Below are 13,864 nucleotides of genomic sequence, written 5' to 3'. Positions count from 1 at the left end.
TTTACAATTTTTGTTCCAAAATGATTGAGAAGGAATATATTTGCATACATTTTGCTATTTAAATTTAACAATTATTACGGTTATGAAAAAGTATATTTCATTTATATTTATTTTTGGATTTCTTTTTTTCTTCCAAAGCTGCTCCTCACAGACCTCTTTGGATTCCAAAACAGTAGATGCACTGGTAAATTCCGACGAATTTACTTTTTATGCCCAACGAGCCAATCCCATGAACTATGATGTGATTAATGTAATGGGCTCTCTTCCGAACGCTCCGGCAGCCAGAATGCTACAGCTGGACGGAAGCTATACTATTGAACTTAAAAAAAATAATTTAGACGTGGCTCTTCCTTACTTCGGAAGACTGTTCAATGCTTCCTACAATACCGCAGATAACAGTTATCGCTTTACCTCAAAAGACTTTACCATCAAAAAATCTCAGAATAAAAAAGGAAACTGGACGTTAAAAATCAAACCGAACGATGTAAGAAATGTTGATGAAATCAATATAGAAGTCTTTAAAAACGGGAAAGCTTTTGTTTCCATGAGAAGTAACGACAGACAGCCGATCACGTATGACGGCTATGTTTCCAAAAACGAGGAAACCGCAAAAGAAAAGGATAAACTTTAGTCTTTAGATAAAAATTTTTCAACAAACAGTTTTGCTTCAGTGCTGGGATTAGAAACCATTTCTGAAGCATTTTTTTTGTGCTGCAGGTAAGCTTCTTCCATAGAACCGCTTCTTTTCATCATCGCCAGGATATATTCCTGAACCCAATATTCAAAACGCTTTTCTGCCTGCTGGGTACGAACTTCCGTAAACCGTCCTGCCTTCTTTTTAAGATCAATGAATTCATTTATTTTGGTGTAAATATCACCCAAGCCTTCATTATTCAAAGCAGAGCCCAAAAGTACGGGTATTTTCCAGCCTTTTTCTTTCGGAGGAATAAAATCCAGTGCTCGCTTCAGTTCCAGTCTTGTGTTTTTGGCTTTCTGCAGATTGTCCTGATCTACTTTATTGATAAAGATAAGATCCACCATTTCCATGATGCCCCGTTTGATACCTTGCAATTCGTCTCCTCCGCCGATGATCTTCAGAAACAGAAATACGTCGGTAATATCAGCAACAAGGACTTCAGACTGTCCTACTCCAACCGTTTCGATGAGAATATAGTCGTATCCGGCCGCTTCGCAGATCATCATGGTTTCAAAAGTGGTATTGGCTACACCACCTAAAAATCCGGAGCTTGGGGAAGGACGGATAAAGGCATTCTCTTCTCTGGCCAGTTCTTCCATTCTGGTTTTGTCGCCCAAAATACTTCCTTTATTAATAGAGGAGCTTGGATCTATGGCCAGAACAGCCACTTTATTGCCGTTCGCAATGATCAGCCTTCCAAAATTTTCAATAAATGTAGATTTTCCCGCACCCGGAACCCCGGTGATTCCTACTCTGATGGAATTTCCCGTGAAAGGCATTATTTTTTTCAGAAGTTCCTCAGCCTCAATCCGGTGTTCGGCTTTTTTACTTTCAACTAATGTAATAGCTTTTGCGATCAGGCGTTTATTTCCTGACCGTATTCCTTCGATTAGTTCTTCTGTAGAAAATTTCATTGATTCAAAAGTATAAAAATAACCTTCAAACTCCCCAATAAACGGGCATTAATTTTATTTCTTCTAAATTAAAACTAGAGGCTGCTTTATCAACGGCAGGGCTAAATTCCTACATTTGTTATGAATCAAAATTAATGATCATGAAAAAAATATCCGCTGCGGCATTATTTACCTGTATTTTACTGGCCTCTTGTACTCCAAAGGCATCTACTGCTGCCCCAATTGGACCTGCCGTTTCTACTGCAGAACAGATTGCACAGGGAAAAACAATCTTTGAAAATGCCTGCGGAAGATGCCACAAACTGCCCGATCCTACCGCACATACTTCTGTACAATGGGTTGGAATCATGAATTCAATGGCGCCTAAAGCGAAACTGAATGACGAGCAGCATCAGTGGGTTTACGACTATATTGTTTCGGTCAAAAAATAATCAACCAATCAAAGATAAGGATATGAAAAAGGTAATTCTAAGTATGGCTGCAGGTGCTGCATTTCTGGTATCCTGCGGGCCTAAAAGTGTAGCCGTAACAGGTCCGAAATATACTGCTTCTGAACAGCTGGTTCAGGGTAAAACTATTTTTGAAAACTCATGCTCCCGATGTCACAAGCTTCCGGACCCTGCCAAGCATGATGATCAGGGATGGATAAAAACTCTGAGCAGAATGGCTCCTAAAGCGAAATTAAGTGATGACCAGCATCAGATGGTTTATGATTATCTGATTTCGGTGAATAAGAAGTAGAGTTGGAGGGTTTGAGAGTTTGAGAGTTCGAGTGTTGGAGAGTATGAGGTTTTGGGTGTTGGAGTTTTCAATGCTGATGCTTCTTCATTTCCTGTGGTTTATTTCAAACTGATTCCCAATCCGGCTTTTCCGGACAGGATTATTCTGCCGTTTTCTACAAAGTTTCCGATGGCTTGGTCATTGGAGATCAGGTTGGCTCCGTCCAGATCTGCAAAATCTACCATTCCGGCCAATACGCATCCGGCAGAAATACCCACGGTAGATTCTGTCATACAGCCTATCATGACTTTATAGCCTAATTCTTTTGCTTTTCTGATCATGGTAAGTGCAGGAGTCAAACCTCCACATTTCATCAGCTTGATATTTACGCTTTTATAATAAGGCAGCAGTTTTTCAAGGGCATTAAGGTCTTGACAGTCTTCATCTGCCATCCAGTTGGCCAGGCTTTCTTTGTGAAGTATTTTGTAGTTTCCTACAGGTCTTGGCTGCTCCAGATAAGAGAACCGACTTATTTTTTCATTTTCCTGAAGCCAAATACAATCTTCATCTGTAAAGCTGGCATTGGAATCTATGGCTATATTCCGGTCTAATCTCAAGAGTTTTTCGATATTGTCTTTATTGAGTCCTTTGCATTTTACTTTGAATTTGTTCCAGCGGCTGTTTTCTATTTTCCGGATCTGATCTTCAATATCCGCCACAGAAATGGTGATTGAACTTTCAGCTAAGTTTTGGGAAGGAAGATGATTCAGTTCAATAAAACTTTTATTTTCAAGTTTTCCGAAGAGATCCCAATAAGCGCAATCTAAAGCTGACAGTAAAAACGGATGCAGATTCATCCCGGAAAGAATGCTGAAAAATTCTGTCGGATGGATAATGGACAGGCTTTCCAGTAGCGGTTGTATTTCTTTTAACCTGATGACGAACTTTTTCAGATCAATCTGATAATAATCGATGGCAACACATTCTCCATAGCCTTTGGAGTTTAAATAAGATAATTCCACCAGCAGCGCTTCTCTTGTGTTGTAATTCCCATAAGCAATTGAAAACGTTTCTTTCAGCTGAAGTGTTTTAAGTTCAAAATACAGTTCCATATCTTAAAGCTACAAAAAAAGGACCTTTTCAGGCCCTTTTATTTATTGATTAAATGGTTTGCTTATCGTACAATCAGTTTTTCAGTCTGAATTTTATCACCCTGCTTGATGTGTACCATATACACTCCTTTTTGAAAGCCCTTTGTAGAAATTGCTTTTTTGGACTGTGCATCTCTGGTGTCTGAGAATACCAGTTTTCCGGACATATCAAACATTTTAATCTGAACTTCTTTAGAGGATGTTTCTAAATTACCAACAAAGAATTCGTCATAAGTAGGATTAGGGAATACAATAAATTTATGATCTGCTGTTTTCACATCCTGAGTTGCTAAAGACGTTTTACATTCCTGAGGAACATCAAAATTCTCCACCTGATCATTGGCCGTTGCTCTTACTCCTGCAGAAGCATTAACTCCTAATCCTCTCTTGGCAAAAGCATTCCAGATCATACATTTATCAAGTCCGGCGTTTCCTGTAGCATCAGCCTGAAGGATCGCGTCTCTTCCATCAATAAATGTCGGGCTGCAGGCCTGTAGTTTAAGGCCGTCCACAACAATCTGCAGTGCTTTTGCATTTCCAGAAGTTGTACTTGCCAGCACATCACTGTTATACCCATATTTCTCGATGTATTTCCAGGTAAGATCCCAAAGCATGGTCGCCCATATAAATCCTATGGCATGAGAGCCTGTTACCGTATTTGTATTTCCGTAAGTATAATTATTTACGCCAAAATCCGGAGAGTATTTTGCAGGTCTGATTCCCACTCCTGTTGTAGGCTGCCATTTTACATACGTTCCCATTCCTCTTGCCAGAGCAGAAGTATCGCCGGGTCTTGTTGTCAGCATTAATGCAAAATAATCAGACCATCCTTCACCCATCTGCTCTGCACTGTTTGTTGCAGAAAGACAGCTGTAGCCCTGGCCTGTAAGTCTGTTTGAAATTCCGTGTCCGTATTCATGGGCGATGATTCCGTTATCTAAACTTGAATGTCTGAATCCGTTAAAATCATTTCCTAAGGTAGCATTGATTGTATTTCCGTTACCAAGCTCTCCTACGATATACAGCCCTTCAGTTTTTCCAATATTAATGGAAGGAATGGTTACCTGATCTCCTGAAGCTCCTCCTCCCATAGTGGCAGGAGTATCCGTAGTCGGCCTGTAGACAATAGCTCCCACTGCGCCAGCTTTCTGTGCGTTTAACACTTTAAGTCCATATTCACAGCCTGTACTTGTAATAATGGCGATCTTACCGGTAAGACTTCCCAACGCAGGCTGGGTACATGCATCTGCAGGTGCCGAAACAGCTAGATCTCCGGTTACCGTTTGTCCATCAAACAAAAGAGGGCCAAAAGATGCGCTTCCTGTCATTACTTTAGCTCTGCTTACAGCGATTGCCGGGGAATTATACTGATATCTGGAAATAGGATCTGCAGCAGTTTGTATTCTGTCGTAAATATACATCTGCATTCTTGGAGCCGCCAGATAAACCTGCCCATTGATTGTGGTTTCATAACCTGAGCTGAAATTGGCATTATTCAGACCGCTGCCATCGTAAGCTTCTGCCCTTACAGCATCACCTCCCATTCCCAAATTGGTAAAATTGGTAGTCTGATAATTTCTTGCTGATTCTGTAAAACCGAATTTATAGAAAATATCATGCATCTTATTGTTCATATAGAACAGATTCGTGATCGCTGCATCTCTGTGTGTAAAAGGGCTGATGTACCTTCCTTCATCGAAAGGAAAATTAAAATTCAGCGTACTTCCTCCGTCAGGCGAATATCCCGGCGTATTGGCATTGTTCTGATCGGAATAGGCGTATACGTTGTTCCCTCTTGTATTGGTATAGCTGTTGGTTCCGTCAGAATGCCATCCTTCCGGAGAGAATGCGATATCCCACGGATTATTAAGTACAGCACGGCCTCCGAATGTAGGTGCTTCGGTAGGAAGCGGAAAAACATTATAAGAGGCATTCGTAGGAACCAGCAGGCTGGCTCCGGAAGTTTTGTTCAAAGCTCCCGCAAAAGCCGTAACGTCAGATCCGAATCCTGCATGTTGTTCCATATGTTCTTCTGATTCATTATCTAAGTGATCTTCATGGGTAAAATTACAGTCCAGCGTTAAATTATCCTTTGTAAGAACTTCACCTGTTTCTGCATTGGCAATCACATGCCATACATCGGAGGAGTTTTTATCCGAAACAAAGAGTTCTTTTGCTAAAACATAAGCTCCGTTCTTTTCGAAATAGACGTTGGGAAGATAATCCACTTTGGAAATTTCGTTCAGATTCAGGTTTTGTTTAAGAAGGTCTTCTGAAAACCGTTCTTTGGACTTGCCCTGAACGGCTGCAGAAATATCTTTTTTAAAATCATTTTTTTCAGAGACGACTTTATCTTCCCTGATCATTACTTTACCCAGCGCATTGTAGACTCTTAGCCCGTTAAACGTCTGCTGAACATTCACAATATTTGCTCCCAGGCTTTTGGAAGGGTCTTCATTTAAAATAATAACTCCTGTGTTATTACTTGTCCCGTTCTTTTGTGTTAACTGTCCACTTTTCTGATAGTAATTCTGAATAAGTGTGTTTGAATTTTGCGCATTCATTTTGCCAAAAGCAAAGAATACAGCCACCGATACCGGTAATAAAAATAATTTTTGATCCATAAACTTGTTTTTTCCGCAATAAAGTTATGTTTTTTTCAACAATAAAAGATATTTAATCTGAAAATTTTCAAACAAAGGAGATTTATTTTTTTTCTTTTTTCTTCTCCTTTTTGTTTTTAGTCATTTTACCTTTGATCAGCTTTGCCCTATTATCCAGATAATCAATCATAGGCTGGTTATAGCTGTATTTTTTCGCCTCCTTTAAAGGCTCCAGCGATTTTTTATATTCCAGTCTGATCTCCAACAGCAGTGATTTTTGGATCAAAATCCTGGCTTTATCAATTCCTTTGATCTTTAGCGCATAATTGATGAGTTTTTCAGCTTCATCAAGATCTTCATTATCCAAAAGACATTTGATATAATACTGTGGGGTATTGAGATTGGCCACATTGCACTGCATCGCTTCTTCGAAATAGAGCTTGGCTTTTTCATAGTCTGTGAGCATTTCGCTGTAGATTCTTCCCATCAGACAAAGGCTGTCTGCATCTTCGGGATCGTAAGACAGGGTATAATTCAGAGCCTCCAGACAATCCGGAAGACTGTAAGGATAATTATCCAGTGCTTCAAAATAATATTTACTTTTAGTTAAGGTCATGTCTCTCGTTTTTTAATTCTTTTTTCAGGATATTCCGTTGTTTTTTAAATGATTTATCCTGATGATTCTTTTTAAAATCTGTTCCGGAAAAGGTGCGGACCGGATTTCCTCTCTGTACCTGCAGGTGATTGTTCCAAGTGTCCTGCATTCTTTTTTCAAGCTGTTTGATATACAGCCCTGCTACTTTTTCTTTCAGGCGCATCACGGCGAGCTTTTTATTCTCCAGCTGCGACCTTGAATCCTGCGCAAACACACTTTCTCCCGTAGGCAGATGAATCGCACGAACCGCCGTATTCACTTTATTAACGTTCTGGCCTCCGCTTCCCTGGCTTCTGGTAGTCTGAAACTGAATATCTTTTTCATTGAAATTGATTGTCTCCAAACCTTCGAGTTCGAAAACCCCAATAAACCAGTTGCTTCTTTTATGGAGTTTCCTGAACGTGCTTTTCCCGGTCCAGCATATACTTCCCAGCCATGTTTTTAAAAATCCATCCAGTTCTTTTGCTTTTAAAAGCAGGGTGACGGATTTTAAAGTCAGGTTTTCATCACCATTTTCGCGGTGAATTATTTCGTAATCTATGTTGCTATTTTTAACTTCCTCAAGGAAGACCTTCAGTATTTTAGCGGTAACCCACTGGCATTCTAAAGGTCCTCTTCCTGAGGTTATTTGTATGATTTTTTCCATTTTTAATTCACTTTAGGAATTTCACTTAATTTCGGATGACCAACAGGGTCAATTCCTTTTTCCAGTAAATCTTTAGCAGCCATTACAGCCCAGCATTTGTCACTGGAATGGATGTTTCTGTAAAAAGTCAGTAAAACTGAAGGTTTAACAATCGTAAATCCATCAATTTCAACAGTTTCCAGATCATTTCTCTCAAAAAAATCTATGGTAATTCTGTTAGACTTTCCGTTTTCGAGTTCTATTGTTTTTTCATACCTGCGGAAGTTTTCTTCACTCTGCAGATGGTCGTAGCGGGTCCATACTTTCAGGAAACCTTCCTGCTGAAGAATGATCACTACTTCTGCTGCGTTTTCTTTCTTTACAAAAACATCAATATCCTTGTGGTCATGAGCATGTTTGTGTTCCGTATGCCCTTTTTCTGACATAAAATGCCATGCCCAGCCACCAGATATAATGACTTTGTCTTTTAATTTATCTAAAATTTCGAGACCATAGCGGATTCTAAATTCCGGCCAGACTTCTCCGTATCTTTTTATATTATGAGGTGCTCCCATTTTTTTGTTTTTTGTTGATTAATAATGAATTGATAATTATCTATTCATCTGATTTTTTATAAAACCTTATAGGTTTTTGAAACCTATAAGGTTGAATGGGCAGGTTTATTATTTATCCATTCTCACAATTCTTGGCTGGAATGTTCCGAGAATATCTACCAGTTCGCTTTGGGCATTCATCACTTCATGAATGTCTTTGTAAGCCATTGGTGCTTCTTCTGTATTTCCACCCATTAATGTAACTTTCTTCAGTTTGAGCTCTTTTTTGATATCATTCTGAGTGAAAAGGCTTCTGCATTCTCCTCTTGAATGGGCTCTTCCTGCTCCGTGCGATGCTGAGTTCAGCGCATCGGGATTTCCTTTTCCTCTTACGATGAAACCTTTTGCCGTCATAGAGCCCGGAATCATTCCCAGTTCATTTTCATTGGCAGGAGTGGCTCCTTTTCTGTGGACAATCACTTCTTTTCCGTTGTGAATTTCTTTCCACGCGAAATTGTGGTGATTTTCAATTCTTGCCTTCACTCTTCCGCCAACCGCTTTTATCAGCCTTCTGTGGATATCGTCGTGACAGGCGGAAGCATAATCTCCGGCCAGGTTCATCGCTGTCCAGTATTCCAGACCGAGGTGAGTACTCAGATCCAGCCACGCAAACTGTTGCGCTTCTTTCGGCAACGGGCATTGATCTGCCGCCACTCTCGAATAATACTGGGCAATTTCTGCCCCAAGACCTCTGGAACCGCTGTGAGAAAGAATTCCCAGGTATTTTCCTTTCGGCAGACCGATCTGAACATCTTCTTCCGTGATCTCCACTTCTCCGAATTCCACGAAATGATTTCCGCCCCCGGATGATCCCATCTGCTTGATGGCTTTTCCCTTTAATCTTCTTAAAATTGGAATCATATCGAAAGTATCCCGTTCAAAGATTTCATGATCTACATGAGATTTGTGGGTTTCGTACATCCCGAATTTTGTGTGCTCGGCAAGTGCTTTTTCGTATTTGTCTCTTGCTCCGTCAAGATATGAAACCGGAATATCCAAAATACTGAGACTCATTCTGCAGCCGATATCCATTCCTACTCCGTAAGGGATTACAGCATTTTCTACAGCCAGAACTCCACCTATCGGGAGTCCGTAACCACTGTGAGCATCCGGCATTAAGGCTCCCTGTACAGAAATTGGCAGTTTTAATGCGGTATACAGCTGGTTTTTTGCTTCTTCAGAAATATTGTTTCCAAAGATCTGGAATGAAGCACGCTGGGTATTGAGCATTCTTTTTTCTGTTTTTCTGGATGACAGCAGCGATTCTGCAATCTGCCCGAAAGTGAGGTCTTTTTCAAAATGTTCCGGATTCACGAGGATTTCTTTTAAAATAGATTTTACATGATGAATATTCTTCGTTGCAAAATTTCTTTTCATAACCTCCAGAGCCACATTCACACTTTGATTGTTTGGATAGCCGAGTTTTAATATATCTTTTCCTTTTAGTTTTAAATTTCCCATTGTTTTTGTTTTAAATGATATTGGACCTTATAAGTCCTCAAAATAGTCTGCAATCTCTGTTGCAGACCTGATGCAGTTCGCATATTTCCTGCTTTTGATAAGATCAGTTTCATATTCTCTTTTCCAGGCATTTGATTTACCATAGATTTTTTTCCGGATGATTCCCGCAATTTTATGCTGTTCCACATAGGCTTTCAATTCAGCATATTCATTTTCTAGATCCAGATCTACAGGCTTGTAGTGCGTGATCATATTGGGTCTTATCCGTAGAGCAAATCTCCAGGGTTCGAGGAATTCGTAGTAAGTTTCACTTCTTTTTCGGAACGGATTGTATTCTTCTTTTCTAAGAAAATACTGTCTTTCTCTGGGGATTAGCCCAAACTTTGGATCTGTCCATGCATAAAAGGAAATGGTGTTGAGTTTCTGTGGTTTTTCTACATAGATCCTTCTCCCAAACTTTTTTCTTTTTTTCAGAAACAGCCGGCTTTCGGAATACATAAATGTGTTGATCTTCTTCAGAATTCCTTCAAAGAAATCTGCATCTTCAGATCTTTTCACATCATCATTCAGCACAAAAAATCTTACAAAACCTCTCTGATAGGGTTTTTCCAATGGAATCCACGGAATATTCCTCCTGAGATGCCAAAGCTCCTTACTACGTTTATACTTTTTTCTTATCTGTTTTTCTACATCTTTTTTACCTGTTCTTTGTCTGCTTCTTACGCTTCTAAGGCGGTGAAACAGAAGGTTATTATTTTCCATTAATGATAAGACACAAGATGTAGGGTACAAAATCCAATGACTTGGACTGTTTACATCTTCTCTTACTCAACTAAAATTTAAGTTGATTTGTTTACGATAATGAACAGCCTGAAACAGATCATCAAAAGACCTTTTCATGTTGTTCCTGATAACACTAAAAAATTTCGGGGAAACTGGAGTTTTGTATTGCGCAATAAAAAACCCGAAATCTTACGACTCCGGGTTTTGATATTTCGTTGTACTATTATTCTAAGAGTATACCAAACCACGAAGCCTTACCACCATAAGGGGTACTCCAGCTGTAGAATTCTGTATCATTTTGAACATTGCTTCGTTGTTTTTTAATGGGTTAAACTTGATTTTCAGGTGCAAATATAATATTTTTTCTGAATATCAAAATTATTTTTTTTATTTCAAGTGAATCAGGCTCAGAAAAATACCGTCTATTACTTTGGTCATTCTACCGAGATCCAGCGTTTCCAAAGTATCTGTGGATTCATGGTAATTTTTGTTTCTGAAGAATGATGTATCTGTGATCATCAGGGCAGAGTAGCCCAAATTCCAATAATTAAGATGGTCTGAAAAATCGGTGCCCTTTACAAATTTCGGAGCTGTAAAGGTTTCTGTTTTTATCTGGTTGGCTTCTTTAAAATGATCGCTGAAATTATTGACAAAATCTCCTGCTCCAAACTTTTTAACGAGGGTAATAAAATCTCCTTTATTTCCATAAACCCAGGATAAAATTCCTAACGGATAGCTTTGTGAGTTTTTCTCGTCTTTGAAATATCCTATCATTTCCACGCTAGCCATACCGTACACGTCTATTTTATGATCTTTCAGGTACCTGGCGTGAATATAACTTCCCATATTTTCTGTCCGGAAATAAGGTGGTTCTTCCAGTGTATATGCCACAAGATCTATTCTGTAGTTAAGTTTCTGGTTTTTGAGCATTCTGGCAAGCTCCAGAAGAGCGGTAACTCCCGTGGCATTATCGTCTGCTCCCTGCTGGTCGCCGCAAACATCGTAGTGAGCTCCGATAATAATTCTTTTTTTATGTTCTGTTCCGAAAGAAGTGATTATATTTTTATAGATTTTACTATCAACGTTATATTCCTGAAAGGTTGTACTGTCCCCATATTTACTGAAATCTTCTTTAATATAGTCTGCCACAGCATTCAACTGGTCTATATTTTTATGATTTCTGAATTCGGGCGTTTGGGTAAGGGCCGTGAGATGTTTTTTAACCGAATTGATATCTGCCGGTACCGGAGATTTCTGAACCGGACGGTTTTCTGAATCTGCTGCGAAACAAAACACAGCTATAAAAATTAAGCCTGCAACAATAATGATCTTATTGGCTGCAGGCTTTGTTATATTTTTAAAATTCATCTCACAGTATACTTAGGGTTGAAGAACTGAAATTAATACTTTTCAGTCAATCTACACAGTGAGTGAGGTTTAATTTTAATTTTCTAAGAATTTCTGTAAGATTTCCACCGCACATTTCGGAAGGTTGGTTCCCGGGCCGAAAATAAAGTCGGCTCCATTCGCATACAGGAATTCATAATCCTGCTGCGGAATAACGCCTCCTACTACAATCGTGACATCATCTGCTCCTAATTTTTTCAGTTCTTCCACCACCTGCGGAACCAGGGTTTTATGTCCTGCCGCCAGAGAAGATACACCCAGGATGTGAATATCGTTTTCTACGGCCTGTTTGGCTACTTCTTCAGGGGTTTGGAACAATGGTGCCACATCGACATCAAATCCCATATCTGCAAATGCCGTTGCGACTACTTTGGCTCCTCTGTCGTGCCCATCCTGTCCCATTTTGGCGACCATAAGTCTCGGACGGCGGCCTTCTGCTTCTTCAAACTGCTGAGTCAGATGAAGGGCTTTTTCAAAATATTCGTTTTTCCCGGCATTCATAGCGTACACTCCTGAGATGGTTTTAATATTGGCTTTATATCTTCCGAAAGTTTCTTCCATGGCATCGCTCATTTCACCAAGGGTAACTCTTCTTCTTGCGGCTTCAATGCATAGGGCAAGAAGGTTTCCTTTTCCTGATTTTGCACTTTCGCGGATTTTATTCAGGATTTGTGCAACGGCTTCAGGGTTTCTTTCTGCTTTTATTTTTTCCAGTCTTTCGATCTGCTTTCTGCGCACTTCCGTATTATCGATGTCCAGAATCTCAATTCCGTCCTGTTTCAGGGCTGTTCTGAATGAATTGACTCCAATGATGAATTCTTCACCACTGTCAATTTTAGCCTGCTTTTTAGCGGCCGCTTCTTCAATCCTCATTTTCGGAATTCCGGCTTCAATGGCTTTTGTCATTCCTCCTTCCTGCTCTACCTCATCAATGTATTTCATGGCTTCTTCAATCATCTGCTGGGTAAGGCTTTCCACGAGGCTGCTTCCTCCCATAGGATCTACCACATCACAAATCCCGCTTTCCTGCTGAAGGATAATCTGGGTATTTCTGGCGATTTTTGCAGAGTAATCCGTAGGAAGAGCAATGGCTTCGTCCAGAGCGTTGGTATGCAGCGACTGGGTTCCGCCCAAAGCAGAAGAAAGGGCTTCAATAGCTGTTCTCGTAATATTATTAAATGGTTCCTGTTCTGTAAGTGACCATCCGGATGTCTGGGAGTGGGTTCTTAAAGCCAGAGATTTTGGATTCTGCGGATTGAACTGCTGTAAAAGGGTAGCCCAGATGTATCTTGCGGCTCTCATTTTTGCAATTTCCATAAAGTGATTCATCCCGATTGCCCAGAAAAATGAGAGTCTTGGGGCGAAATCATCTACATTCATTCCTGCTTTAATCCCTGTTCTTACATATTCCAGACCGTCTGCAAGGGTATAAGCCATTTCCAGTACGGGTGTTGCGCCCGCTTCCTGCATATGGTATCCTGAGATGGAAATAGAGTTGAATTTGGGTATATTTTGGGCTGTATATTCAAAGATATCGGCAATAATTTTCATGGAAGGAGCCGGCGGATAGATGTAGGTATTCCTTACCATGAACTCTTTCAAAATATCATTCTGGATGGTTCCGGAAAGTAATTCCTGTTTTACGCCCTGTTCTTCGGCTGCTACAATATAAAAAGACAAAATGGGAAGTACGGCTCCGTTCATTGTCATAGATACGGAAATCTGATCCAAAGGAATCTCATTGAAAAGGATCTTCATATCTTCCACAGAATCTATGGCTACACCAGCTTTTCCTACGTCTCCCACTACTCTTGAATGATCTGAATCATATCCTCTGTGGGTCGCAAGATCGAATGCTACGGATAGTCCTTTTTGCCCTGCGGCCAGGTTTCTTCTGTAAAACGCATTGGATTCTTCTGCTGTGGAGAAACCTGCATACTGTCTCACCGTCCACGGTTTCTGTACATACATAGTAGAATACGGGCCTCTGAGATAAGGAACAATTCCTGGAGAAGTCTGTGTTAAAGATTCATTTTTAACATCTGCTGGGGTGTATGATGATTTTAACTCTAATCCGTCTTTTTCAAAATTATAGATCTCTCTGTTCTGAGGTTCTATACTAAAATCCGGTTTTTTCACAGAAATTGTCTTTCGCATTCCAATAATTTTTGTCTGCGTAAAGTTAATTTTTTTGAACGAAACATGAAACTTATGTTAACATCCAGTTTTAATGA

13 protein-coding genes are annotated in these 13,864 nt (G+C 39.9%); 3 read left to right on the top strand and 10 right to left on the bottom strand.

Annotated features, from left to right (window positions below):
• Positions 1–82: 82 nt before the first annotated feature.
• Entirely contained in the window at positions 83–631 is a 549-nt protein-coding gene (locus ACM46_RS04645; protein WP_048505404.1) for a DUF4251 domain-containing protein, read from the top strand.
• Here the strand turns inward: ACM46_RS04645 and meaB are convergent.
• Positions 628–1,611: a methylmalonyl Co-A mutase-associated GTPase MeaB gene (gene meaB / locus ACM46_RS04640; protein ID WP_048505403.1), complete on the bottom strand. Its 984-nt coding sequence runs from the start codon at positions 1,609–1,611 to the stop codon at positions 628–630. The genes ACM46_RS04645 and meaB overlap by 4 nt on opposite strands.
• A 140-nt stretch (positions 1,612–1,751) precedes the next feature.
• Here meaB and ACM46_RS04635 point away from each other — a divergent pair, with 140 nt between their 5' ends.
• Together ACM46_RS04635 and ACM46_RS04630 are read left to right on the top strand one after the other, a co-directional pair.
• On the top strand, positions 1,752–2,042 hold the full coding sequence (locus ACM46_RS04635) for a c-type cytochrome (RefSeq protein ID WP_048505610.1): 291 nt from the start codon (positions 1,752–1,754) through the stop codon (positions 2,040–2,042).
• A gap of 22 nt (positions 2,043–2,064) precedes the next feature.
• The gene (locus ACM46_RS04630; RefSeq protein WP_048505402.1) at positions 2,065–2,352 is read left to right on the top strand and encodes a cytochrome c; all 288 of its coding nucleotides are present in this window, start codon (positions 2,065–2,067) and stop codon (positions 2,350–2,352) included.
• A gap of 98 nt (positions 2,353–2,450) precedes the next feature.
• On the opposite strand, the gene ACM46_RS04625 is transcribed toward ACM46_RS04630, so the two are convergent.
• The 9 genes from ACM46_RS04625 to scpA form a co-directional block, all read right to left on the bottom strand.
• Complete coding sequence (locus ACM46_RS04625) at positions 2,451–3,443, bottom strand: enolase C-terminal domain-like protein (RefSeq protein ID WP_048505401.1); 993 nt, start codon at positions 3,441–3,443, stop codon at positions 2,451–2,453.
• Positions 3,444–3,505: 62 nt separating this feature from the next.
• Positions 3,506–6,106, bottom strand: a complete 2,601-nt coding sequence (locus ACM46_RS04620; protein WP_048505400.1) for a T9SS-dependent M36 family metallopeptidase — start codon at positions 6,104–6,106, stop codon at positions 3,506–3,508.
• A gap of 82 nt (positions 6,107–6,188) precedes the next feature.
• Positions 6,189–6,701, bottom strand: a complete 513-nt coding sequence (locus ACM46_RS04615) for a tetratricopeptide repeat protein (RefSeq protein ID WP_048505399.1) — start codon at positions 6,699–6,701, stop codon at positions 6,189–6,191.
• Positions 6,688–7,386, bottom strand: coding sequence for a peptide chain release factor H (gene prfH / locus ACM46_RS04610; protein ID WP_048505398.1), 699 nt, complete (start codon positions 7,384–7,386; stop codon positions 6,688–6,690). Before prfH ends, ACM46_RS04615 begins: the two co-directional genes overlap by 14 nt.
• 2 nt (positions 7,387–7,388) lie before the next feature.
• Complete coding sequence (locus tag ACM46_RS04605) at positions 7,389–7,940, bottom strand: nucleotidyltransferase domain-containing protein (protein WP_048505397.1); 552 nt, start codon at positions 7,938–7,940, stop codon at positions 7,389–7,391.
• Positions 7,941–8,048: 108 nt separating this feature from the next.
• Positions 8,049–9,440 (bottom strand): RtcB family protein, encoded by a 1,392-nt coding sequence (locus ACM46_RS04600; protein ID WP_048505396.1) that lies wholly within the window; start codon positions 9,438–9,440, stop codon positions 8,049–8,051.
• Positions 9,441–9,467: 27 nt separating this feature from the next.
• Positions 9,468–10,202, bottom strand: a complete 735-nt coding sequence (locus ACM46_RS04595) for a hypothetical protein (protein WP_048505395.1) — start codon at positions 10,200–10,202, stop codon at positions 9,468–9,470.
• A gap of 408 nt (positions 10,203–10,610) precedes the next feature.
• The gene (locus tag ACM46_RS04590; protein ID WP_083997335.1) at positions 10,611–11,591 is read right to left on the bottom strand and encodes a M28 family peptidase; all 981 of its coding nucleotides are present in this window, start codon (positions 11,589–11,591) and stop codon (positions 10,611–10,613) included.
• Positions 11,592–11,666: 75 nt separating this feature from the next.
• A complete protein-coding gene (gene scpA, locus ACM46_RS04585) occupies positions 11,667–13,787 on the bottom strand; it encodes a methylmalonyl-CoA mutase (RefSeq protein WP_048505394.1) in 2,121 nt (706 codons plus the stop codon).
• Between the last annotated feature and the right edge of the window lie 77 nt (positions 13,788–13,864).

The organism is Chryseobacterium angstadtii (assembly GCF_001045465.1).
Taxonomy (GTDB): Bacteria; Bacteroidota; Bacteroidia; order Flavobacteriales; family Weeksellaceae; genus Chryseobacterium; species Chryseobacterium angstadtii.
Note: the sequence above shows the minus strand (reverse complement) of the source record. Positions and strands in the feature narration are given on the sequence as shown.